Source organism: Salegentibacter mishustinae, assembly GCF_002900095.1.
In the GTDB taxonomy this organism is placed as follows: Bacteria; Bacteroidota; Bacteroidia; order Flavobacteriales; family Flavobacteriaceae; genus Salegentibacter; species Salegentibacter mishustinae.
Map to the genome: position 1 here is coordinate 1,391,753 of NZ_LLKN01000002.1, position 23,929 is coordinate 1,415,681.

19 protein-coding genes and 1 tRNA gene are annotated in these 23,929 nt (G+C 35.6%); 12 read left to right on the forward strand and 8 right to left on the reverse strand.

The features are described from left to right. Positions 1–95: 95 nt before the first annotated feature. Positions 96–596, reverse strand: a complete 501-nt coding sequence (locus APB85_RS09235) for a DUF4402 domain-containing protein (RefSeq protein WP_057483076.1) — start codon at positions 594–596, stop codon at positions 96–98. A 264-nt stretch (positions 597–860) separates the two neighbouring features. Between APB85_RS09235 and APB85_RS09240 the strand changes: the two genes are divergently transcribed. Together APB85_RS09240 and APB85_RS09245 are read left to right on the forward strand one after the other, a co-directional pair. Continuing rightward, a complete protein-coding gene (locus tag APB85_RS09240; protein ID WP_057483077.1) occupies positions 861–1,277 on the forward strand; it encodes a DoxX family protein in 417 nt (138 codons plus the stop codon). Beyond that, complete coding sequence (locus tag APB85_RS09245) at positions 1,277–2,668, forward strand: amidohydrolase family protein (protein WP_057483078.1); 1,392 nt, start codon at positions 1,277–1,279, stop codon at positions 2,666–2,668. The genes APB85_RS09240 and APB85_RS09245 overlap by 1 nt, the downstream gene beginning before the upstream one ends. A gap of 71 nt (positions 2,669–2,739) precedes the next feature. Here APB85_RS09245 and APB85_RS09250 read toward each other — a convergent pair whose 3' ends face one another. Together APB85_RS09250 and APB85_RS09255 are read right to left on the reverse strand one after the other, a co-directional pair. Beyond that, positions 2,740–3,027 (reverse strand): hypothetical protein, encoded by a 288-nt coding sequence (locus tag APB85_RS09250; protein ID WP_057483079.1) that lies wholly within the window; start codon positions 3,025–3,027, stop codon positions 2,740–2,742. A gap of 137 nt (positions 3,028–3,164) precedes the next feature. After that, the gene (locus APB85_RS09255; protein ID WP_057483080.1) at positions 3,165–3,992 is read right to left on the reverse strand and encodes an OmpA/MotB family protein; all 828 of its coding nucleotides are present in this window, start codon (positions 3,990–3,992) and stop codon (positions 3,165–3,167) included. Positions 3,993–4,712: 720 nt separating this feature from the next. Between APB85_RS09255 and APB85_RS09260 the strand changes: the two genes are divergently transcribed. From APB85_RS09260 to APB85_RS09275, 4 genes are all read left to right on the forward strand, one after another. Beyond that, the gene (locus APB85_RS09260; protein ID WP_229792218.1) at positions 4,713–9,611 is read left to right on the forward strand and encodes a translocation/assembly module TamB domain-containing protein; all 4,899 of its coding nucleotides are present in this window, start codon (positions 4,713–4,715) and stop codon (positions 9,609–9,611) included. 94 nt (positions 9,612–9,705) lie between these two features. Further along, positions 9,706–11,976 carry a translocation and assembly module lipoprotein TamL gene (tamL, locus tag APB85_RS09265; RefSeq protein WP_057483082.1) on the forward strand — a complete coding sequence of 757 codons (2,271 nt, stop codon included), beginning with the start codon at positions 9,706–9,708 and terminating at the stop codon, positions 11,974–11,976. 106 nt (positions 11,977–12,082) lie between these two features. Then, a complete protein-coding gene (locus APB85_RS09270; protein WP_057483083.1) occupies positions 12,083–12,655 on the forward strand; it encodes a Crp/Fnr family transcriptional regulator in 573 nt (190 codons plus the stop codon). Between the two features lie 224 nt (positions 12,656–12,879). Continuing rightward, positions 12,880–13,992 (forward strand): alkene reductase, encoded by a 1,113-nt coding sequence (locus tag APB85_RS09275; RefSeq protein ID WP_057483084.1) that lies wholly within the window; start codon positions 12,880–12,882, stop codon positions 13,990–13,992. Positions 13,993–14,180: 188 nt separating this feature from the next. Here the strand turns inward: APB85_RS09275 and APB85_RS09280 are convergent, their stop codons facing one another. Next, entirely contained in the window at positions 14,181–15,194 is a 1,014-nt protein-coding gene (locus APB85_RS09280) for a zinc-binding alcohol dehydrogenase family protein (RefSeq protein ID WP_057483085.1), read from the reverse strand. 97 nt (positions 15,195–15,291) lie between these two features. Beyond that, positions 15,292–15,951 carry a uracil phosphoribosyltransferase gene (gene upp, locus APB85_RS09285; RefSeq protein WP_057483086.1) on the reverse strand — a complete coding sequence of 220 codons (660 nt, stop codon included), beginning with the start codon at positions 15,949–15,951 and terminating at the stop codon, positions 15,292–15,294. Positions 15,952–16,146: 195 nt separating this feature from the next. Between upp and APB85_RS09290 the strand changes: the two genes are divergently transcribed. Further along, the gene (locus tag APB85_RS09290; RefSeq protein WP_057483087.1) at positions 16,147–16,764 is read left to right on the forward strand and encodes a hypothetical protein; all 618 of its coding nucleotides are present in this window, start codon (positions 16,147–16,149) and stop codon (positions 16,762–16,764) included. Positions 16,765–16,856: 92 nt separating this feature from the next. After that, positions 16,857–17,318, forward strand: coding sequence for a universal stress protein (locus APB85_RS09295; protein ID WP_057483088.1), 462 nt, complete (start codon positions 16,857–16,859; stop codon positions 17,316–17,318). A gap of 174 nt (positions 17,319–17,492) precedes the next feature. On the opposite strand, the gene APB85_RS09300 is transcribed toward APB85_RS09295, so the two are convergent. Both APB85_RS09300 and APB85_RS09305 read right to left on the reverse strand, forming a co-directional pair. Then, a complete protein-coding gene (locus APB85_RS09300; protein ID WP_057483089.1) occupies positions 17,493–18,104 on the reverse strand; it encodes a thioredoxin family protein in 612 nt (203 codons plus the stop codon). 423 nt (positions 18,105–18,527) lie between these two features. Next, a tRNA-Arg gene (locus APB85_RS09305) sits at positions 18,528–18,601 on the reverse strand. A 288-nt stretch (positions 18,602–18,889) separates the two neighbouring features. Here APB85_RS09305 and APB85_RS09310 point away from each other — a divergent pair. From APB85_RS09310 to APB85_RS09325, 4 genes are all read left to right on the forward strand, one after another. Continuing rightward, on the forward strand, positions 18,890–19,606 hold the full coding sequence (locus APB85_RS09310; protein ID WP_057483090.1) for a glycosyltransferase family 2 protein: 717 nt from the start codon (positions 18,890–18,892) through the stop codon (positions 19,604–19,606). Next, a complete protein-coding gene (locus APB85_RS09315; protein WP_057483091.1) occupies positions 19,599–20,228 on the forward strand; it encodes a lipid-A-disaccharide synthase N-terminal domain-containing protein in 630 nt (209 codons plus the stop codon). The genes APB85_RS09310 and APB85_RS09315 overlap by 8 nt, the downstream gene beginning before the upstream one ends. After that, a complete protein-coding gene (locus APB85_RS09320) occupies positions 20,212–21,837 on the forward strand; it encodes an ArnT family glycosyltransferase (RefSeq protein WP_057483092.1) in 1,626 nt (541 codons plus the stop codon). The genes APB85_RS09315 and APB85_RS09320 overlap by 17 nt, the downstream gene beginning before the upstream one ends. 63 nt (positions 21,838–21,900) lie before the next feature. Next, positions 21,901–22,872, forward strand: coding sequence for a type I phosphomannose isomerase catalytic subunit (locus APB85_RS09325; RefSeq protein WP_057483093.1), 972 nt, complete (start codon positions 21,901–21,903; stop codon positions 22,870–22,872). 51 nt (positions 22,873–22,923) lie between these two features. Here APB85_RS09325 and mgrA read toward each other — a convergent pair whose 3' ends face one another. Continuing rightward, positions 22,924–23,922, reverse strand: a complete 999-nt coding sequence (gene mgrA, locus APB85_RS09330) for an L-glyceraldehyde 3-phosphate reductase (protein WP_057483094.1) — start codon at positions 23,920–23,922, stop codon at positions 22,924–22,926. Positions 23,923–23,929 lie beyond the last annotated feature (7 nt).

The following is a 23,929-nucleotide window of genomic DNA, read 5'->3' on the forward strand; positions in this document are numbered from 1 at the left end:
TATTCGATAATCAAGATAAAATACTCGTTGAAATGCACCTTTAGATAAAATTATGATAAAACTACAACGATATAGTAGTTTTTATTGAAGAATTTTCAATTGTAATTCACGGTAACTTGTAAATCACCATTGGTTTTGTAATTGCCGGGTTGCTGATTAGGATTTACAATTAAACTTGCTCCAACTTTAATAGTTTTACCGTCACCGGCTATTGAAGAACCATCATAATTAGTTGTAAAATCCTGAAGAAGCATACTTTCACTACCGCTACTTAACCTATGACTTCCTTTTGGTAAACTAATACCAAACGCAAAACCCGTTTGGCCGGTAACCTCGAAAGTCGCGGCAGAAACAGTTCCACCTTCAGCAAGTTCAATGTCTCCATTGGTTATTCTGGTATTTTCAGGAGTTAAAATTACAGCACCACCATTTCTAGCATCAATATTGGCAAATTGCATATTATTAGTGGTGGTAATTCCAATAGGTTGAATAATGGTAGCTGAAGCTGTAAAATTAGCCGTGGCAGAAGCCTGAGAAAACAAGCTATTTACTGTTATAATTGATAAAAATAAGATTAGTGTTGTTATTCGTAACATCTTCAAACTGCTTAAATAGATTTTCGTATTTTAAAGATATAAAATAATTCCAGTTAAAATCGTTGAAATGCATGAAAAATCGACGAAATGCATCTTTTTTATGATTTATTTAAGTTAGCTAGTTGAAAATGGCTAATATTTTATTTGGTTTTTGCTGTACTAATAATTGCTTATAGCCTATACAGCTTAACTTTAAAATTTTAGGTTGTGAGAAGAATATGAGTAAATTAGGGGTCTTAACTAATCAACTTAATTTGCTTATTTATGAAAAACTCTTACTCTACAAGTCTTAATCTTCAAAACACCGATTTTGGACTTTTACTATTTAGACTAATTATTGGAGGTCTAATGCTTACGCACGGAATTCCAAAACTGCTTACATTTTTCGGAAGTGAGGAGATTGTTTTTGCAGATCCTATTGGATTAGGAGAGACTGTCACCTTTACATTTGCAGTTTTTGCAGAATTTGTTTGCGCTATGCTTATTATTCTAGGCTGGGTTACGCGCTTTGCTTCGATACCTTTAATAATTACGATGGCTGTGGCCGCAATTATTGTTCACTGGACAGATGGTTTTGGTAGGCAGGAATTACCTTTATTATATATGGGTGGCTTTCTTTTACTTTTCTTTACAGGCGCAGGAAAATTTTCACTGGATTACTATCTTTTAAAGAAAAAATAATGGCAAAAGATCGCAGGGAATTCTTAAAGAATAGTGGAGTCTTGGGCTTAAGTGGACTTATTGGTCCGTTTTCTGTGTTTTCTGAAGATCATGATTTCCTGAATTTTCAGCAGAATTCCTACCTGATAAAAAACACTGAAATTTTAAGCATGGACGATTCTGTGGGCGATTTTTTGGGAATGGTTTTAGTTGAAAACGGAAAAATTTCCGAAGTTTCAAAGAATATCGAGATTCCGCAGGGAATTGAAATTATTGATGCTGAAGGCGGAATTCTAATTCCGGGGCTTATAGATTGTCATTGGCATTTATGGACTTCCTTGTTAAGAAGTATGTCAGGAAATTCCCTGCAGGAAGGGTATTTTAAAATGACCGCAAGGTATTCCGAACTATATTCACCGGAGGACATGAAACTTGCGGCAAAATACGCCATTGCAGAAGCAATTCATTCGGGGATAACCTGTATTAGCGATTACAATCATAATGCAAGAAGTTGGAAATATGTAAAAGCTAGTTTTGATGCTATGGCCGAAATGGGCCTTCGTGGTCACGTGAGTTATGGAACTTATCGAAATATGAAAGAAAGTGATTCTACAGATTTTAGGGGAATAAAAACCTTAAAAGAGCTGATAGAATCAGATTCAAAATATAATGATATCAAGTTAGGTCTGGGGTCCCGTTATGCTAATTATCAGGATATTATGTTAGATTGGAAACGTGCCCGGGATTTAGGCTTAAGAATTACTATTCACGCAAGTTCTAACGAAAGTCAGAAAGGGCAAATAGCCTCACTTTATAACAAAAACCTTTTAGCTGAAGATGTCAATATTATTCACGGTAACGCTATTACTCCCAGGGAAATTGAATTTGTAGAAAAAACTGCTGCGAGTATTACCATGACCCCATATTCCGAAATGCGTATTGGTTACGGCCTGCCTAAAATTAATCAGTTAAACGAGTCGCAAATTAATTGTTGCGTTGGTATTGATACTACTGCTTTAACCGGTAATGCACATTTATTGGATACATTAAAATTGCTTCAAAATTTAGCAAACGCAAATGCTAAAAACGAATTCTATATTAATCCGAAAAAGCTTCTGAAAATGGCTACCATTCAAGGAGCAAAAAATCTCGGTATTGATAATGAAACCGGCTCTATAACTCCAGGTAAAACCGCAGATTTGGTCCTACTAAAAAAAGATGATCTTAATTTCTCTACCGGAAATAAAGCTTATCACTTGGTAATTGAAGCAGCATTACCCAGCAATATAAATATGGTTATGGCTAAAGGAAAAGTTTTAAAATATAAAGGAAAGCTTACCGGAATTAATTCTGACGAATTAATCAAAAAAGCTAAAGAGCGTTTTTCTGAAATGAATCAGGAAATTGGATAAAAAAACCTCCTGCTACTATATTTTATTACAGGAGGTTTTTTAAAGATATTCTTTAAATTAAGTTAGTTATCTTATTTTGTATCAGGATCTGGTAAATCGTCCAGACCTTTCTTTTTATCAGAAGTTCCTTTTTTATTAAAACGATAGTTTTCCTCGTCTACCAGTTCCTCTTTGTCCTTTTTATTGTTTTGATTACTTCCCGGGATATCCAAATTATCAGCTGTAAAATCTACCGGTTGTTCACGATCCAAATCTTTATCCTGACCTTTATTCATACTGCGACCTTTTTCATTCAAGGCTTGTTTGTCTTCCGCAGTGATATCAGAATTATACTTTTTCTTATTTTCTTCTTTACTCATAATTTTTCTTTTCTTGAAATTAACAAATAGGAGGAAACTTAAAGAAAATACGAGGTTAAAATCTGGTTAAATAAAAATGGCCTAAAAAGAAAATCAATCTTTTTAGGCCATCTATATTTTTAATGGGAAAATGAGTTTTACTCAGACTCCAACATTGCGAAGAATTTATCCAGGTTAGGTATAATTACAATTCTGGTTCTTCTGTTTTTTGCTCTGTTCTCGTTATTAGTATTGTCTACTAAAGGTTGGTAACTACTTCTTCCTGCTGCAATAAGTTTCTCTGGTGCAACATCATACTTGTCCTGAAGTAAACGTACAATTGAAGTTGCTCTTCTTACACTAAGGTCCCAGTTATCCTGGATATAAGAACCTTCAACCATTGTACGGTCATCTGTATGTCCTTCAATCATAACTTCCATTGCAGGCTCAGAATTGATCACCTCGGCAAGCTTTTTCAACAAAGGTTGAGCATTATTAGAAACTCTGTAGCTTCCGCTTCCAAATAATAATTTATCTGAAACGTTGATCATCACTACAGTTTCATCAACGGTGATATCAATATCCTCATCGTCAGATCCTTCAGAAATATTACTCTTTAAGTTATGAGAAACCGCAAGGTTAATAGAATCCTCTAAGGTTTTAGCCTCTGCAACTTTCTCAGGATTCATTTTTGCGATGGTAGCTCGCATTTTATCCTTATTGTTATTAGACATCACGGTAAGATCGTTCATTTCCATCTTACTATCGTTCTCCTCACGTAAAGAATTGATCTTTGAGTTATAATCTGCAACACGTTCTTCTATTCGAGCGTATTTTTCTTCAATTTCTTCTTTTTCTACTTGCGTTTTTTGCAGTGTACTTCTGGTATCATCAAGTTCACTTTCCAGTGCAACGTATTTTTTCTTTGATACACACGAGCTTAGCATTGTTGCTGCTAAAACTGTAACTGTGATTGCTCTCTTCATATTTCGGATTTTTTTAAGTTAGGCCTTAGTTTTAGATTTGGTTATTTAAAGGCTGATACATTTTAGGCGAGAACCATACCAGTTGAGCATAATAATCAACATTTTACCAGGAGCCAATATTTATTAATTTCTGAACTTCTCATTCTATGTGATTTACGGGGCTTCCAGCTACCGAAATTAAATTAAGGGAATAATTTATTTGTGATTTAGCATAAGTCTAAAATTGTGGATTTCCACTAAAAACTGTGGTGAAATTGCACACTTTTAGTTGGGGAATGCTAAAAGAAAAAGAAACTCATGTGTTGTTACACAACTAAATTTCAGCGTTTTATATTTTTTCCTGATTTTCCGCAGTGATAATTTAAAATAGTGATTCAGACTCTCATCTTGCTATAGTGAATATTGGAATTTTAAGCTTTATTGCAGCTGAAGCATTAGAACTGTATTTTTTTGCAATAAACCCCTCTCGAATCTTCTTCAGGACCAGAGGACACCGCTAAATCTACAACAATTCCGAATATGGAATTGAACCCGTTAGAATAGAGCTTAATTAACTAAATCTTAGGTTTAAAAACTTTAAATTACTCCCGGAATACGATAAATTTGAAGTTCTAGCGATTATAGGATTTGGAAAACGAAAAAAAGAAGAAGAAAAAAAGATATAGAATATTAAAGGTCCTCGCAAAATTCTTTGCGGGGCTCTTTATTTTTATAATACTATTGTTACTTTTTATTAGAAGTCCCTGGGGACAGGATATAATAAAGAATCAGGTGGTAAAGAATATTTCCAGTAAAACCAATACTGAGATCGCGCTGGATAAACTTTTTATTACTTTCTCCGGAAATATTCAATTAGATGGTCTCTACCTGGAGGATAAAAAGGGAGATACCCTGGTTTACTCACGTTCACTAGAAGCCGATATTCCCATTTGGCCAATTATTCAGGGGAATGCTATAAGTGTAGACAATTTAGACTGGGAAGGCTTAAAGGCCAATATTGTTAGAAAAGATTCTATTGACGGTTTCAATTATGAGTTTTTAATGGAAGCTTTCGCAACAGATTCTACTCAAACCACCCAGCAATCAACTCAACAAGACACTACAGCTACTCAAGAAATTAATATAGGTAATATTAATTTTAAAGATTTCAATATTACTTTTAAAGATGATGTGATGGGTATCGATACCCAAATTTCTCTGGGTGAGCTTATCCTGGAATTCGAGAAAACCGATCTGGAAAAAATGGATTTTCGAGCAGAAAATGCCAGTCTCAAGAATACAAAAGTGACTTATTTGCAGAACAAGCCGTTTCCCGTTCCCGAGAATGAGGAGCCTGCGCCAATGCCTTATTTAGTGGTAGATAATTTTAATTTGGAAAATGTACAATTAAACTATAATTCTGTTCCCGATGGAATAAATGCCAATATTGATATAAATGAATTTTTAGCGGAAGTTCCTTTAATGGATCTCAAAACCCAGGAGATTGAAGTCGCTGAAATTGCACTCCAAAATTCAGATATAAAACTAGAAATGCAAACTCTAGAGAAGTCGCAGGATAGCACGGTGACTGAACCTGTTCCTTTTACCTGGCCCGAGTGGAAAGTTTCCGTAGATAAAATAGACTTTTCTGAAAATCACTTAAGTTATATGGTAGACGGGGCAGAACCCAAAAAAGGGGAATTTAATGCTAATGCATTGTTTTTAGATTCTCTAAATTTTAGAGCAAATAATTTATTTTTTAAAGATAAAAGTGCAGAAGCAGAAGTTGCTGCTTTAAATTTCAAGGAAGCTTCAGGACTTAATCTAAATGAACTTCATTTTAATCTAAATTTTAAAGATACGCAATCAAGCCTTTCAGAGCTTGTATTGGCTTTAAATGGAAATCAATTAAAAGGGGAGGCGAGTTTAAATTATAATTCTGTTCAGGAATTGATAGACAATTACGAAACGGCAGAACTTTCAGTCAATTTACCAACAATTCTGGTAGATGTGAAGGAGGCTTTTAGGTTTCAGCCAGATTTAAAGTCTAACCCTTATATGAAGGAATTGGCTAGCAATAAAGTTTCAGGGAACCTTAAAGCTTCGGGTAAATTATCTTCTATTGGAATTTCAAGAGCTAATTTTAATTGGAAAAACACTTCATTTTCCGCTAACGGAAATATTTATAATGCTACCAATCCAGATAACATAAGCTTTGATATTCCTCGTTTTAGCGCAAAATCTAGAAAATCAGATCTTACCGGTTTTGTAAGCAAAAAAGACCTTGGCATAAGCATCCCGAAAAATATTCAGCTAAGTGGAAACTTCAGAGGAAGTCCGGAAGACCTTTCTGCTAAAGCCTTTTTACAAACTTCTGAAGGAGATATTCGTATTGACGGGAATTTTACCAATAAAGAAGAGATCGCTTTTAAAGGAAAAATGTCTTCTGAAGAACTTCAGCTCGGAAATCTTTTACAAAATGAAAGTCTGGGTGCTTTAAACCTGGAATTGGAAACCACCGGAAGTGGAAGTACCGTAAATACCCTCGATGCCACTTTAGACGCTACTATCACTTCATTTTCATATAACAACTACGAGATAAATGATCTTAATATTACCGGCGAGATCGAAAATGGTAAGGGCGATATAGCCTCCAGCTATAAAGGCGAAAATTTAGAATTGGAGCTTACTTCCCAGGTAGAACTGGATTCAGTGAAACCAAAGGCTAATCTAAATTTAAACCTTAAAGGCGCAAGGCTGCAGGAATTAGGACTTGCTTCCCGGGATATTAGACTAGGTTTTAAATTGAATGCAGAGTTTGAAGGAAATGCTGAAGAATATGAAACCTATGCCGATTTTACTGAAGCGGTGGTGGTTTATGATAATAGCACCTATCTCCCGGGAGATCTAAATGCGCATGCTTTTGTACGGCCAGATTCCACTTCGGTACAGATTAGCAATAAAATTCTAGACCTGGATCTGAAATCGAATGCTGATCCTGCAGATTTTACAGCGGCATTAAATAGACATTATGAGTCTTATTTTACCGAGGTAGATCCTTTAGATACCGTGCATCCGGTAAGTTTAAAACTACGAGGTATAATTAAGGATGCGCCTGTTTTAAATGAAGTTTTTCTATCTAATTTAGAACAATTGGATACCATAAATATTGAAGCAGACTTTAATGAAAAAGAGCGAAAGCTGGATGCTTTGGTGAGCTTGCCATATATAAATTATTACAGCAGTGAAATTGACAGTCTTGAATTCAGGTTAAATTCAGATCCTGATAACTTTGATTTTAATCTTGGGTTTAAAGCCATTAATTCGGGTCCAATCGCTATTCAAGAAACCGATTTTAGCGGAAGTCTTACGGAAAATAAACTTAGCCTTGATTTTACCTCTATTCAGGGGGAAGAGCGCTTATTTCACGTAGCTTCAGAAATCACAAAACCCGGAAACAATCTTAGGTTTCATATAAATCCTGAAGATTTGATTTTAAACAAAAAAGAGTGGAACATCGCTGAAAACAATGAAATGCTGGTTTACGATCAGGAAATTAGTGCTAACAATTTTAGGTTAAATCGTAATGATCAGGAAATGATTTTAAGCGATGAACTTTCGTATTCAGATAAAAATCATATTGGGTTACAATTTAATAATTTCAATTTGGGAGTTTTGCTTAATTACATTAATCCTGAAGAAAAACTTGCCACAGGCCAATTAAACGGACACCTGGTTTTTGAAGATCCTTTACAGAAAATTGGGATTTTAGCAGGCCTGGAAATAAATCAACTAAACGTAATGGAGGTTCCTTTAGGCCAGCTAAGCTTAAATTCTACCCCAAAAGCCGATTTTCAATATAATGTTGGTCTTGCGATAAAAGGAGAAAATGTAGATTTGGATATGGACGGTGATATCCAGGCCTTGGATTCTACCACTGTGGTAGATATGAATATGGATATTAATAAGATTAGTATGAAAACCCTGGAAGGATTTTCTATGGGTGCCATAACCAATGGAGAAGGTAGCCTTTCGGGTAATTTAACTCTTGGGGGTACAACCACAGAACCAGAATACAATGGGGAGCTTAAATTTGACCAGGCTAAATTTAGAGTAGCTTTATTAAATGCTCCGTTCACATTTCCGTCAGAAACATTAGAATTTGATAACAAGGGAGTTTATTTTAATGAATTTAGGGTGGAGGATAAAGATTCCAATTCGTTTGTAGTAAATGGCGAAGTGCTTATAGATAACCTGCTTAATCCTGTATTCGATCTTGATCTAAGAGCTAGAAACTTTCAGGTACTAAATTCTACAAAAGAAGACAATGAGCTCTTCTACGGAACCGCCACCTTTGATGCCGATGCCACACTTACCGGAGATCTTAATGTCCCAAACCTAGATATGGATATTACCATAGGTTCTAATACCGACTTTACCTATGTAATGCCGGAAGAGGAACTGGCAATGCAGGAAAGGGATGGTATCGTGATCTTTACAAACAGGGAAGATCCAGATGATATTTTAACCGGAAATGAGGAAGAAGAATCGGCTACGCTTACGGGGTATAACATTAACGCACTAATCAATATCAATGAAGAAGCTGCTTTTAATATTATAATAGACGAGCAAACCGGTGATACTTTCAGAGTTAAAGGGGATGGAGAATTAGATTTTAATATTTCTCCTAACGGAAGAATGACGCTGGCAGGCCGTTATACGATGAGCGGTGGTCATTATGAAATGAGTCTTTATAATTTAGTAAAAAGAAGATTTGAAATTGCCGAAGGTAGCCGTATTACCTGGGCAGGAGATCCTTTTGATGCTACTTTAGATGTGAGCGCTATTTACCGGGTAGAAACTTCACCTGCATCCCTTATGGCTACCGGTGAAGGCAACCAGTTTAGACGGGAATTACCATTTTTAGTCTATCTAAATGTAGATGGTGAATTAATGCAACCTAAATTATCTTTTGGCCTCCAAATGCCCGATGATGAAAGAGGTGCAGGTGGGGGAGCTGTTTATGGAAGATTGCAACAGCTTAATTCTCAGGAAGCCGAGTTAAATAAACAGGTCTTTTCCTTATTGGTTTTGAATCGCTTCTATCCATCCTCCAATAATGCGGGAGACAGCGGTGGAAATTTATCGATTGCCCGAGACAATCTAAACCAGGCTTTGGTCGATCAATTAAATATGTTTTCCGATAAATTATTGGGAGACACCGGTATACAACTTAATTTTGGCGTAGATAGCTATACCGATTACCAGGGAAGTACTGCAACGCAGCGCACCCAGGTTGATATAGAAGCCCAAAAGTCTTTACTTGACGATCGTTTAATTGTGAGTGTAGGTAGCGAGGTAGGCGTCCAGAGGGGCAATAGGCCGGGAGAAGAAGCCAGCCCGTTAATAGGAAATGTAAGTATTGAATATTTACTTACCGAAAATGGCCGTTTTAGATTAAAAGGTTTTAGAAGAAATGAATTTGAAAATGTTATAGATGGGCAGCTCATTGTTAGCGGAATAGCCTTTATTTTTACCCGCGAATTCAATGAATTTCAAGAATTATGGGATAATTTCTTTTTAAAAGAAGAGGAAGAAGAAAATTCAACCGAAAATAACGAGAGGGAAAATAATGAATAAAACCAGAAAGGTACTGGCTAAAAAGTGTCTTTAATAATTGGAAGAATTATAAACTCTGGAAAAAATCAAAGCTTAAGATTGAAGTTATAAATAGATGAAAATATACTTAAAATATATTATGCTTGCTTGTTTAGTTCTTGTACTATTTCAGGCTTGTAATGTAAAGAAATTTGTGCCAGAGGGTAAAATGCTATACACCGGGGCAACAATTTCTATAAAAAGTGATACAACTATAAAACAACGTTCCCAATTAAAGACCGACTTAGAATCTGTTCTAAGTCCGGAGCCTAATAGCTCATTTTTAGGAATGCAGCCAGGATTATATTTTCATTATAAAGCCCAGCGCGAGAAGCCGGGTTTTATAAATAAGTTTTTAAATAAAAAGATAGGTGAGGAGCCGGTTTATGCTAGCGATGTAGATCCTGTAAGAACAGAAGACTTACTTAAAAACAGGCTGCAAAATCGAGGTTTCTTTTACAGTAATGTTATTTCTACGGTTAATAGGAAAGAAGAAATGAAGAAAATGAGTGTGGCTTATTCGGTAGATGTGCCCACACCTTATTTGCTCGAAAAATATAAATTAGATTCAGACAGTCTTCAAATTTATAAGGAGATAAGTAAGAGTATAGAAAATTCGCCCCTGGAGGAAGGAATGCGGTTTGATCTTTCGACAATGAAACTAGAAAGGGAAAGAATTGATAGAGATTTAAAGGCTAAAGGATATTATAATTTTAATTCTGGCTTTCTAATTTTTGAAGCTGATACCAATCAATATGCACAAAAAAAGTTTGATCTTTTTTTAAGGTTAAAAAAAGATGTTCCTACGCCAAGTATTATTCCTTATAAAATTAAGAGTGTTAACGTTTACCCGAATTACGAGGTAGGAACCGATAGTTCTACAACCAAAACACGTTATGCGGAAAAGAATTTTTTCCAAAAGGAACTTTTCTTTAAACCTAAACATTTAGATCCTTACCTACTTATTGAAGAAGGGCAGCTTTATGATCCTGAAACTTCCCGGAATACCGCCAGAAGGTTGGGAAATATTGGCGCCTATAAATTTGTAAATATCAATTACCAGGAAATAGATAGTCTTTCTACCGACAGTCTCGGGGTTTTAGAAACTAATATTTATTTATCTCCTTTAAAGAAGCGCTCGTTAAGAGCAGAAGTACGGGCAGTAACTAAATCTAATGGTTTTACAGGACCAAGTTTGGCCTTAGGTTACACTAACAGGAACCTTTTTAAAGGTGGTGAAATTTTAAATATTACCGGAGATTTTGGCTATGAGTTCCAGGTTGGTGGCGGTACCCAGGCCGGTTTAAACAGTATTCAACTAGGGCTGGAAGGTGATCTAATTTTTCCCAGGATGTTATTTCCTATCGATATCAACGAAAACTGGTTTTCGTACTCTATCCCTAAAACTAAGACCAGTTTAGGCTTAGATTACCTTAGCCGGAGTCAATTATTTAGCCTCGGTTCGGTATCGGCTAAATTTGGTTATATCTGGAATGCTAATCGCTACGTTACCCACGAGTTTAATCCTGTTTCGGTAAATTATGTAAACCTGGGACAAACCAGTCAGGAATTTGAGCAAATCCTTAGAGATAATCCATTTTTACAGAACAGTTTTAACCAGGAGTTTATTTCAGGTTTAACTTATTCTTTCACTTATAACGGACTTATTGATGAAAATAAAACGCATCAGTTTTTTCTGAATTCAACCTTAGATGTAGCCGGAAATTTAGTGGACGCTATTAGCGGTCATAGCGAAGAAGATCCGCAAACATTTTTAGGATTGAGATATGCCCAATATGCAAAAGCCGATATAGATTTGAGGTATCACTTAAAAACAGGAAAGGATTCAAAAATAGCTTCAAGGCTATTCGCCGGTTATGGTTTACCTTATGGGAATTCTGATGTTTTACCATTTACCAAACAGTATTTTGCCGGAGGACCATATAGTGTTAGAGCTTTTAATATCCGCTCTTTAGGTCCCGGAACTTACGAACCGGAAGGTGAAGATGGTGCTTTTTTTGACCAAGCCGGGAATATAAGGTTAGAAGCAAATCTTGAATATCGCTTTCCACTTTTTCCATATTTATACGGTGCTGTTTTTGCCGATGCCGGAAATGTTTGGTACACAGGAGAAAATAGTACGTTAGATGGTGGCGAATTCAGTAAAGATTTTATGAATGAATTAGGTATTGGTACCGGGTTTGGCTTAAGGGTAGATATTCAAAGTTTTGTGATTCGGGTAGATCTTGCAGCACCGCTACACGATCCTGCTTTAGCTGAAGGTGAGCGTTGGGAGTTTGATTATGCAAATCCCGTGTTGAATTTTGCTATTGGATATCCTTTTTAATCCCTCCAAAGGGTTTAGTAGTACGAGGTTTCCTCGAAACTTTGCAAATCTTTTACCTAATTATAGCTCTGGGTTACCCCCTAAATTCTTAATTTATTGTTGAAAAATGCACCAGGAAATACTAAAACACGTTACTTCAAAAATTGAACTTTCTAAGGAGGAACAGCGTGAATTTGTAGGAATTCTCACCGAAAAGAATATTGCTAAAAAAGAAATCTTAATTGCACCCGGGCAGGCCGTAGATTGCGAATATTACGTGGTTAAGGGGTGTTTAAAGGCTTACTATCTCGACAAAAATGGTAATAAGCATATTATTCAATTTGCTTTAGAAGATTGGTGGATAAGCGATTTTGAAGCTTTCTTCGGAAATTACCCCGCACAGTTATATGTGGAAGCCATAGAAGATTCGGTGCTTTTGGGGCTTCATCGCGATACGCTTGAAACCTTATATAAAAGGATTCCAAAATTTGAACGTTTTTTCAGAATAAAAACTACTAATGCCTTTGTAGCTTTAAGAAGTAGAATTTTATCTTCTCTTCAAAAAAATAACAAAGAGCGTTACCTTGAATTTTGTCAAAAATACCCAGAGATCGAGACTCGGGTACCTAATTACCAAATAGCAAATTACTTGGGTATAAAACCTGAAAGTTTAAGCCGACTTAGAAAGGAGCTTTTTTAGTTTAATAATATAATCGGTCTAGGAAAAGCGCATCAGTTCGAATCTCCCGATTTCTCACGACTAAAAAAACAGGTCTTTAAACTATAAAGCTTAGCAAGAACTTAGCTTAACATATCTTAACAGCTGCTACTAACATATATCAACAAATTTCTCCCTCCTTTAATTTACTTTAGCGCTGAAAAAATTGCTAAGAAAAAGATTAATAAATTTAATTTTATAAAACTATGAGTAAAGAACAAGCTTTATTACAATCATATAATTTAAACGGATTAGAACTTCCGAATAGAGTGGTAATGGCTCCAATGACGAGAAGTAGAGCCGATAATCCTGAAAATGCACCTATTGAAGGCCTGCATGATGTTTATTATACCCAAAGAGCTTCTGCCGGCCTAATAATTACCGAAGGTTCTCAGGTATCTAAAGAAGCTGTAGGTTATGTGAATACGGCAGGTATTTACAGTAAAGAACAGGTGCAAGGCTGGAAAATGGTAAATAAAAAGGTGCACGAGGCTAAAGGCCGAATGTTCATTCAGCTTTGGCACGTAGGCAGAATGTCTCATCCGGATTTTCATAATGGAGATTTGCCATTATCTGCTTCAGCAATAAATCCTGAGTCACAATCTTATACCTATGAAGGCTTTAAGGATACGGTTACGCCAAAAGAAATGAGTATTGAAGATATTAAAAGAACTGTTCAGGATTTTAAAAATGCTGCCAAAAATGCTATGGAAGCAGATTTTGACGGAATTGAAATTCACTCTTCAAATGGCTATTTATTTCACCAGTTTTTCAATGGGACTTCTAATAAAAGAAATGATGAATACGGCGGAAGTATAGAAAACCGGGCAAAAATACTTTTTGAGACAATAGATGCGATTAAAGAAGTAATGCCTGAAAATAAAATTGGTTTAAGACTGAATCCTTCTCTGCACGGAATTTTTGGGATGACGATGGATGAAGAAACCATTCCTACTTTCGATTATATTATCAAGAAGCTTAACGATTATGATCTTGCCTATTTACATTTATCAGAACCTTTTAATGATGTTTCTGAGGTACCATACGCGGTAACAGAGATCGCGAAAAGATACCGACCAATGTATGATGGAACTTTGATGATTAATGCCGACTTTGATCAGGAATCTGGTAATAGGGTTATTGAAGAAGGTAACGCAGATCTGGTTGCTTTTGGTAAACCTTATATTTCAAACCCAGATTTAGTTGAGCGTTTCGCTGAAAACATTCCGCTTTCAGATTGGGATACAGATACTTTTTATGTTCCGGGAGCAAAGGGATATATAGATTATGAATCTAAAGCCAGAAAGCAAGAAGTTTAAATTTCTATTTAATTGCAATTATTGATTATTAAAGAGGTTGTTTGGATTTAAGTTAATTCGTCATTCTGAATTATTTCAGAATCTAATATTTTTGATGATTAATCATATTAGACCCCCGATGAAAATCGGGGCAGGCTCGGAAACCAAGTCAGGGTGACGGTTTAAACTTTCCAAACAACCTCTTTTTCTTAAAATGAAATCACATTCTTCCCAATAGATTTCCCTGATTCCTGCAGGCTATGAACTTCTTTAAAAGATTCGGGATCTAAACCTAGAAAAGTTTTATTAAGCGTAGTTTCAATGGTTTCTTCTTCTAAAAGCTTTGAAATTCTTTCCAGGATTTCGTGTTGCTTATGCATATCTGGAGTTTGAAATTTTGCCCGGGTAAACATCAATTCCCAATGAAAAGCCACACTTTTATTTTTCAGTTTATTTAGATCTACCGTGTTTTTAGTTTCCACAATAGAGCAAATATTTCCCTGTGGTTTTATGAGGCTTGCCATAGCATCCCAGTGCATATCGGTATCAGAAAAATTCAGGATATAATCTACATTTTCATATCCTTTTGCCTTCATTTCTTCCTCCAGATTTTTATGATTTACAATCACATCAGCACCCATATTTCTACACCAGGCTTCTGTTTCATTTCTAGAAGCGGTAGCGATCACATTAAATTTAGTGAGTTTCTTTAAAAGTTGAATAGCAATAGAACCAACGCCGCCGGCGCCACCAAGAACAAGAATATCCTGGTTTTCTCCTGAATTTTCTTCAATATTCAAGCGTTCAAAAATGCATTCCCAGGCTGTGAGTGAGGTTAGGGGCATAGCAGCGGCTTCTTCAAAAGAAATATTTTTAGGTTTATGCCCGGCTATATTTTCATTGACCAGCTGAAATTCGGCATTACATCCGGGCCTGTCTATTTCCCCTGCATAATAAACTTCGTCTCCTTGTTTGAATTTGGTGACTTTATTACCAACCCGTTCTACAATTCCGGCAGCATCCCATCCAACGATTTTTGGCTCTTCCAGTTCCTTATCTTTAGCAGCATTCTGCCTCACTTTAAAATCTACAGGATTAACCGAAACGGCTTTGATTCTTACTAAAAGATCTGACTCGCCCGGTTTGGGTTCTTCGGTATTAAATTCAATAAAACTATCAGGATGATCTATGGGGTGTGATTTTCTTATTCCTACGGCTTTCATATGCTAATTTTTAATTTCTACTTTAATTCAATTTCAATGTAAGAAATATAAAAACCAGCGCCCAGCACTTAAGAAAACTATAAGAGATTTTAGATGTTTAATGTTGAAGTTTGCCACCATAGCAAAGGTCTCCGGCGTCACCAAGACCGGGTATAATATAACCTCGATCGTTTAATTCTTTATCAATGGTAGCGATCCATAGTTTCGAATCTTCAGGGAATTCTTTCTCCAGGTGTGAAATACCTTCTTCGGCACCAATTACGGCAACTAAATGAATTTCCTTTGGTGTCCCCATTTGCTTTAGAGCCTTCATAACATTTACGAAAGATCCACCGGTGGCCAGCATAGGATCAGCAAGAATAAGGGTTTTTCCTTCCAGGGAAGGGGAGGCCAGGTATTCTACTACGATTTCAAAATGCTCATCATTATTTGGATGATGGCGATAGGCTGAAATAAAAGAGTTTTCGGCATCATCAAAATAATTCAATAAACCGTTGTGTAGAGGAAGACCTGCACGTAAAATTGAGCAGACCACAATTTCACTTTCCGGTAATTGAACTTCAGAATTTCCTAGAGGAGTTTTGATATTTTTAGCAGAAAATTTTAATTGTTTACTTAGTTCGTATCCTAGAATCTCACCTAAGCGCTCAATATTTCTGCGAAAGCGCATTCTGTCTTTTTGAATTTCTACATCTCTAAGTTGTGCCACAAATTTACCGGCTATTGAATTTTCTTCCAGAAGATGATTTACCTGCATAGTAGTTTTTAATTTTTGCTTGAATATTACGAACCAGGGTCGAATATTTTAAACTCGCTTAGAAGTGTAAAGGTAAGTAAATGTTTTGCGAATGCGTAACCAGATAAATTGCCATTTGACAATTAGTTTTAAAAGATTTTACTTTAAAGTAATTTGGTCGTATTTTTGATAATACAAGCTTAAAGAATTCATCTTATGAAGTTTATATATACTATTTCATTCCTTTTCTTTTCAGCGCTAAGCTATGGGCAAATAGATCTTCCGGCTACAAGCAACACAGGAGGGATTTTAAAGGCAGAACCAGAAAAAAGATCCTCTGGTTTTCCTATACTTCGTGCTGAAGAATCTAATGAAGAAAGTAAATATCTTAGGGAAAAACCAAAGGAGATAGATTTCAGAGAAAAACCGAATAATTTGAAGACCGCTGGAGATGCTGTTAAAGAAAGATGGACAGAAGATAAAGAAGCGCTTGAAAAATATAGAGAAGATCAATATTTAGGCGATTTTAAAACTACCGGGAAGTTTGTAGAGCTTTATTGCCGTGATCATCAGTTTGTAGATGGAGACCAGGTGAATATATATGTAAACGGGAAATTTATTCAACGCGTAGTTCTTGGAGGTGGTTATCGTCCAGTTTTAGTTACATTAGAAAGCGGATTTAATAATATAGAATTTCAGGCTTTAAACCAGGGGTCATCGGGCCCTAATACTGCTCAGTTAAAAGTACTGGAAGAAAACGGTAACCTGGTAGCTTCTAAAGAATGGAACTTGCTAACCGGCGCTAAAGCCAGTTTAATTGTGGTTAAAGAGTGATCTATTTTAAAATGCAGTCTGCATAGAATTATTCATCTTTAAATTTCAACATTTTAAATTTCATTTAATAACTTTATAAGAAATCCAATCTTATGAAGCGTATATTAATTGCTATAGATTATCATCCGGTCTCTGAAAAGGTAGCGGAAGCCGGTTATAAACTTGCTAAACAGCTGGATGCTAAGGTTTGTTTACTTCACGTAATGGCCAATGTAAGTTACTACGGAATTGATTACCCTACTTTTATGGGCTACTCGGGTTATGATGAAATTGCTGTAAACCTGGATATTGCCCAGGAAATGCGAGGTGTAGTAGAAGATTTTCTGGAAACTGCTGCAAAACATTTGGATGATGAAAAAGTAGAGACACATTTAGCCGAAGGAGACGCAGCTGTGGCGATTCTTGAATATTCTAAAACCTGGAACGCAGATCTGCTCGTAATGGGAACTCATAGTCATTCAGTTTTTGAAAAACTCTTAATGGGAACCGTAGCTTCAAATGTCCTGGAAAAAACCGAAGTACCGGTTTTTATGGTGCCGATAAAGAAAGATTAAAATAAAATTTAATCCCTCCAGAGGGTTTAATTCCCCGAGGCTTGCCTCGAAATTTTAAAAATTTTTTGCAATTCATACCTTATGGGCTTGGCCCGAGGTTCTTGATTATATAAAACAAAAAAGTCTTGCAATATCGGGAGACTTTTTTGCTTTAAATGGAGGAATAAAATTTCCTTACATAACTTCTGAATTCTTTTCGCAAAGCGCCAGGTCTTGCATTTCTGCTATTATAGCTTCACCTTTATTTTTGTTATACCATAATTGTAGATCTGTTTTAAGTTGCTCATCAATCTTGGCATGTTTCTGAACATAGTCGTCTACTACTTTGGTTGCTGCTTTAGAGCGAGGTCCCCAATGATTAACTACCTCCAGGTTTTTGTCTAGAACAATAAGTTTTGGGATAGAACGGGAGCCATAGGTTAAAAAAGAATCCATTAGCTCTGGATTCTCATCACGTAGAACGATCTTTAACTCAATATTTTCTGAGTTTTCAGCAATTTTATTGAAGAACGGAAGACTTTGGGCAGCATCCCCGCACCAGGGCTCGGTAATTACCAGCCAGGTTTGTTTTACGTTTATAGCCTGGAAGTATTTATTTTGCTCTTCTGAGAGCTTTATGGTTTTATCCAGACGTTTACTACGGCTAAAATTAAGTTTAGTATAGTTTATTTTTTCGCTGGTAGCTTCTCCGGTTGTTCTTCCTTCTGCTACCAATTTCTTAAAAAGTACATTGTATTCCTCGTAGCTTATTGCTTTTGCTAGAGACTTTTGTATTAAATCCTTCATTTCTTTAAAATTTAATTTCAAATAGAGGGTTTTAGTAATAGTTCTGATTGGTTTTAAAAGACATATTTACAATATCCGGGCCATACAATGAAACTTTAAAACCTAAGAACCGGGAATATTTCCATTGTTAAAATTAAGTTGGTAAAGGTGTTCAACTTTAAACACCTAATATATGAGCCCGATCATACATTGGTAAATTTCTGACACCTTTCTAGCTTAGGTATCATTTTAAGATTCAAAGTGTTGAATGGATATTTTTAAGATTAAGAAGGGAAGAGTAAGGCAACTTAAATGATTTGAGTAAGCTTATGCCAGGCTGTTCTCCAGAGTTAACCAGATTAAAAACAAGCATTTAAGATTAGATTATATTCATTGAAAATGTATATAAAACAAAAAAGTCTTCCAAAATTGGAAGACTTTTTGTGATCGCGCCAGGATTCGAACCTGGGACCGCCTGCTTAGAAGGCAGGTGCTCTATCCAGCTGAGCTACGCGACCGTTTTTGCGGTTGCAAATATAAGCCTCTTTCGAAATAAAACAACCTTTTTTTAATAAAAAATGTATTTTTTTATTCGGCCCCGTTTTAGATCCCTTTTAATCTCTTTTTAACTTAATTTTTATTTTGAAAGTTTTTCTAAATTATATCCTTAATTTTGCTGCGGTAATTTTTTAATACCCCCATTACTAAATTAAACCTGCTTCTTGTTACTCTATGTTGGTTCACTATACCAGGTTTTAAAATTACGGTCTTTATTACCAAATCTTAATTACAGTCTATAATTGTGTATGGAGTTTCAGTTTACGATTATTGTTCCGGTTTATAATGAAATAGAAAGTCTACCCAGGCTTTTTGAATATTTGCAGAAATATCTAAAGTCTGCATCGCTTAGATCTTGCGTATTACTGGTGGATGATGGTTCTAGTGATGGTAGTGCTTCTGCAATAGAAAAATTTTGTCTGGATCACGATGATTTTAATTGCCTGTTATTTGATAAGAATTATGGAAAAGGAGCCGCTTTAAAAGCCGCTTTCGATTATACTAAAACCCCTTTACTTGGCTATTTGGATGCTGATCTACAAACACATCCTGAGGATTTTGAATTGCTATTCCCTTATATTGAAGATTACGGTTTAGTTACCGGCTGGCGTAAAAACAGAAAGGATACTTTGGTAAAGCGTATTTCCTCTAAAACAGGAAATGCAGTAAGAATATTTTTCACCAAAGACAATATACACGACACCGGTTGTCCGCTTAAAATTATGCATACCGCATACGCTAAAAAAATCCCGATGTTTAAAGGTTTGCAGCGGTTCTTACCGGCAATGATATTGCTGCAGCAAAAGGAAATTAAAGAGGTGGTAATAAATCATTATCCCAGAATTGAAGGCCAATCAAAATACAATTTTAAAAATAGGTTTCTTGGCCCACTGCTAGATTGTTTTGCCTACGTCTGGATAAAAAAATCTTATATAGATTACAGTTTAAAAGCGAAACATGGATAGTTCGCTAATAATTTATGTAATAGGATTTACTGCTCAAATTCTGTTTTCTTCCAGAATGATTATGCAATGGATACTTTCTGAAAAACAGAAGAAGGTCCTCACACCAATTCTTTTTTGGGAATTAAGCTTAATGGCTTCTTTCTTATTATTTATTTACGGTTATGCCAGGGACGATTTTGCCATTATGCTGGGGCAGAGTCTTACTTACTTCATTTATATTAGAAATTTACAATTCCAGGGACAATGGAGTAAACTTCCTTTTATTATTAGATTTTTGATCTTTGTTTTCCCGGTTATAGTAGTGGTTTACAGTTTTTTTAATAATGAATACGACCTTCAAAAACTATTTCAGAATGAAGCTATCCCTTTATGGTTACTGATATTAGGGATTGTTGCTCAAATAATTTTTACCCTACGCTTTTTATATCAATGGATATATTCTGAGAAACAGAAAAAATCTTCTTTACCGCTGGGATTTTGGTGGCTAAGCCTTGCCGGTTCTTCTTTGATTCTAATTTATGCTATTTTGAGAAAAGACCCGGTTTTACTTATTGGGCATTTATTTGGCGCATTAATGTACATTAGAAATATTATAATTCATCATAATGAAATTAGAGAATAAATACCTGGTCCTGCTAGTTCTTGTGGGAATTGCTGTGTTTTTTGTGAATCTTGATGCTATTTATATCAACATCATGGAGGCGCGTAACTTTATTACCGCCAGGGAAATGTTGAACGATAATAACTGGATCTTCACTACCATGAATGCCGAGCCGCGTTATGAAAAACCTCCATTACCAACCTGGCTAACCGCTATTTCTATGTCTGTTTTTGGCATGGAGAGCCTTTTTGGTTTGAGACTTCCTTCTGCGATTATGGGATTGATCCTGGTGGTGTTTATTTATAAATTTCTGCTTAAGATTACCAGAAATATTGAACTGTCTTTTTTGGCCGGTATTATTGCTACAACCTCATTTTATATCGTTTTTTCCAGTAGAGACGGGCAATGGGATATTTATACCCATAGCTTTATGATGCTTGCTATATTTTTTCTCTATAAACTATATAACACGACAAAAAACTGGTACCTCTTTGCCACAATCAGCGGTCTCTTTATTGGTTGCTCTATTTTGAGTAAAGGCCCGGTTTCTCTCTATGCATTATTTCTTCCATTCTTAATTGCGTATGGGTTTATTTATAAATTCAAAGGAACTAAAGAACGTTCGAAAGCGATAGTGCTTTTGGTTGTAGTAGCTTTAATATCCGGGGGTTGGTGGAATCTTTATGTTTATTTATTTGATACCCGTGCCGTGGCTGAGATCACAACCCAGGAAACCGGAAGGTGGTTAAATTATAATGTTAGACCATTTTATTATTACTGGAGCTTTTTTATACAAAGTGGATTATGGACCATTCCTTCTTTTGTAGCACTGCTTTATCCATATTTAAAAGACAGGGTTAGCAACAAAAAAGCTTATAAATTCACGCTTTTCTGGACTTTGGCTTCGGTATTTTTATTATCAATAATTCCAGAGAAAAAATCGCGTTATCTGTTGCCGGTGCTTATTCCAATGGCAATGAACACTTCTTTCTATATAGAATATCTTTTTAATCATTTTAGAAGTATAAAAATAAAAGAGGCTGCAGTAGCGTATTTTCATTTTGGAATATTTGCTTTAGTAGGCTGTATCTTCCCAATTGCTGCATATTTTTATTTTGAACGTATGTTGCAGGACATACTGCTATGGTATATTTTAAGCTCAATTTTCTTATTTTTCATTGGCATTTTAATGTTTAGGTTTTTAATGCTGAAGAAAATTAAACCAGTATTTTATTTAAGTATCTTTTTTCTGATAAGTGTAGTATGGTTCGGCTTGCCGATGGCTGATAAGATCAATGTAAATAAAGATTACAATAGCATAGTTAATATAGATAAGCATCTACAGAAGTACGATACAAAGGTCTATGAGTTTAAGACCTTTACTCCTGAAATTATCTGGGAATATGGGAAGCCTATTCCGGTTTTAACCCAGAAAAATAAGGAAAAAGCAACAAGCTCAAATAGGTTTTTAATTCTAACCGGAGCTTATCTTAGTGACAGCTTGAAACAGATTTTTAGTAATTATAAAACAACAAAAATAGATAGTGTAGATATGAACCCGGTAAGTACTAAACATAAACGAAGGTTATATCGCGAGCTCTATTTACTTGAAAAGACAGAAAACCAGTAAATCATCCATTTTCTAACACGGCAATATTTGATTATATTGAGACGATTTTAAACTAACCAACAAATGCTTGATTATCCGATTAAATTCAATCCCATTTTAAAGGAAAAGATCTGGGGTGGTGAAAAACTCAAAAATATTTTAAATAAACAAACCAACCGTGACGATCTTGGCGAAAGCTGGGAAATTTCTGGCGTAGCTGGAGATATTTCTGTAGTTGCTAACGGTGAATTTAAAGGTTTTTCTTTAAAAGATCTTTTGGAGGAATACAAAGATAGAATCTTAGGTGAAAAGATTTACAGAGAGTTTGACGCCGACTTCCCTTTGCTCATTAAATTTATAGATGCCAACACAGAGCTTTCTGTTCAATTGCATCCTAACGATGAACTTGCACAGCAACGCCATAATTCTTTTGGAAAAACCGAAATGTGGTATATTATGCAGGCCGATAAAGGAGCGAAAATCAATATCGGGTTTAAAGAAAGTGTTTCGAAAGAAGATTATATAGCCAGATTAGAAGAAGGAAAAATTGTAGAGCTTCTTAATTTTGAAAAAGTAAAGAAGGGAGATAGTTTTTTTATAAATACCGGCAAAGTACACGCAATAGGAGCAGGGGTGCTTTTAGCTGAAATTCAGCAAACCTCTGATGTAACTTATAGAATCTACGATTGGGATCGTACCGATGATGAAGGAAATTCCAGAGAACTCCATACAGCCTTAGCCATTGATGCTATAGATTTCGAAAAGAAAGATGATTTTAAACTGAACTACAAAAAGGAAGTAAATACTTCTTCTGAAGTAGCCAGTTGTAAATATTTCACCACCAATTATTTACCTGTGAAAGGGAAAATAGAGAAAGATTATAGCAATTTGGATTCTTTTGTAATCTATATGTGTGTTGGTGGGGAAGGCCATGTTTCAGTAAATGGTAATTCAGAAAAGATCAGGCAGGGAGAAACCTTACTTATTCCTGCGGAAAATAAAAACGTTCAGCTTTCAACTAAAAATTGTGAACTCTTAGAAGTTTATATCAAATAAAAGAAAGCTGTTTGAATTATTTTCAAACAGCTTCTATTCAATAAAATCCTGCTATGTATTCTGCAGGATTTTTTCTATTTCATTCAATTCAGTTTTACTAAATTCGAGGTTTTCTAAAGTATTTATATTCTCTTCTAATTGGGAAACCTTACTCGCTCCAACCAATACCGAAGTCACCCGGTTATCCTTTAGCAACCAGGCCACAGCCATTTGTGCTAAGCTTTGGTTTCTAGATTGAGCGATTTCATTTAGTTTTTGCACTTTAGTTACTACTTCAGGAGTGATTTGCGATTCATCTAAATAACTACCCTGGGTTGCCGCACGGCTATCTTTTGGAATTCCGTTTAGATATTTATCGGTTAAAATTCCCTGTTCTAAAGGAGAGAATACAATGCTGCCAATTCCTTCGCGTTCCAGGGTATTTAACAAACCGTCTTCTACCCAGCGGTCCATCATATTATACCTGGGTTGGTGTATTAGAAATGGAGTATTTTGAGCTTTAAGGATTTTAGCCGCTTTAGCCGTATCTTCTGCAGAGTATTGAGAAATCCCCACATAAAGCGCTTTTCCCTGTCTTACAATTTGATCTAATGCCCCCATTGTCTCTTCTAAAGGCGTTTCAGGGTCTGGACGGTGGTGATAAAATATATCTACATAATCTAACCCCATTCTTTGCAGCGATTGGTCTAAACTGGCAATAAGGTATTTCCTGGAGCCAAAATTTCCATAAGGTCCGGGCCACATATCCCATCCGGCTTTTGTAGAAATAATTAATTCATCGCGATATTGTTTAAAATCTTCAGCAAAGATCTTCCCGAAATTCTTTTCGGCAGAACCATAAGGTGGGCCGTAATTATTGGCAAGATCAAAGTGTGTAATCCCATTATTAAAAGCAGTTCTTAATAGATTTCTGGAATTTTCAAAATCATCCTTATCGCCGAAATTATGCCATAATCCCAGGGATAGTAATGGAAGTTTAATCCCACTTTTTCCACAGCGGCGGTATTGCATTTTCTCGTAACGATCTTCTGAAGCTTTATAGTTATGCATAAAGTCT

Excerpts from the sequence above, each read along its gene's own strand:
- APB85_RS09325 (WP_057483093.1), top strand. The coding sequence starts at position 21,901 with ATGCTTGATTATCCGATTAAATTCAATCCCATTTTAAAGGAAAAGATC.
- APB85_RS09310 (WP_057483090.1), top strand. The coding sequence starts at position 18,890 with ATGGAGTTTCAGTTTACGATTATTGTTCCGGTTTATAATGAAATAGAA.
- APB85_RS09240 (WP_057483077.1), top strand. The coding sequence starts at position 861 with ATGAAAAACTCTTACTCTACAAGTCTTAATCTTCAAAACACCGATTTT.
- APB85_RS09315 (WP_057483091.1), top strand. The coding sequence starts at position 19,599 with ATGGATAGTTCGCTAATAATTTATGTAATAGGATTTACTGCTCAAATT.
- APB85_RS09270 (WP_057483083.1), top strand. The coding sequence starts at position 12,083 with ATGCACCAGGAAATACTAAAACACGTTACTTCAAAAATTGAACTTTCT.
- APB85_RS09320 (WP_057483092.1), top strand. The coding sequence starts at position 20,212 with ATGAAATTAGAGAATAAATACCTGGTCCTGCTAGTTCTTGTGGGAATT.
- APB85_RS09290 (WP_057483087.1), top strand. The coding sequence starts at position 16,147 with ATGAAGTTTATATATACTATTTCATTCCTTTTCTTTTCAGCGCTAAGC.
- APB85_RS09300 (WP_057483089.1), bottom strand. The coding sequence starts at position 18,104 with ATGAAGGATTTAATACAAAAGTCTCTAGCAAAAGCAATAAGCTACGAG.
- APB85_RS09280 (WP_057483085.1), bottom strand. The coding sequence starts at position 15,194 with ATGAAAGCCGTAGGAATAAGAAAATCACACCCCATAGATCATCCTGAT.
- APB85_RS09255 (WP_057483080.1), bottom strand. The coding sequence starts at position 3,992 with ATGAAGAGAGCAATCACAGTTACAGTTTTAGCAGCAACAATGCTAAGC.
- APB85_RS09275 (WP_057483084.1), top strand. The coding sequence starts at position 12,880 with ATGAGTAAAGAACAAGCTTTATTACAATCATATAATTTAAACGGATTA.
- APB85_RS09245 (WP_057483078.1), top strand. The coding sequence starts at position 1,277 with ATGGCAAAAGATCGCAGGGAATTCTTAAAGAATAGTGGAGTCTTGGGC.
- APB85_RS09250 (WP_057483079.1), bottom strand. The coding sequence starts at position 3,027 with ATGAGTAAAGAAGAAAATAAGAAAAAGTATAATTCTGATATCACTGCG.
- APB85_RS09295 (WP_057483088.1), top strand. The coding sequence starts at position 16,857 with ATGAAGCGTATATTAATTGCTATAGATTATCATCCGGTCTCTGAAAAG.
- upp (WP_057483086.1), bottom strand. The coding sequence starts at position 15,951 with ATGCAGGTAAATCATCTTCTGGAAGAAAATTCAATAGCCGGTAAATTT.
- tamL (WP_057483082.1), top strand. The coding sequence starts at position 9,706 with ATGAAAATATACTTAAAATATATTATGCTTGCTTGTTTAGTTCTTGTA.
- APB85_RS09235 (WP_057483076.1), bottom strand. The coding sequence starts at position 596 with ATGTTACGAATAACAACACTAATCTTATTTTTATCAATTATAACAGTA.
- mgrA (WP_057483094.1), bottom strand. The coding sequence starts at position 23,922 with ATGCATAACTATAAAGCTTCAGAAGATCGTTACGAGAAAATGCAATAC.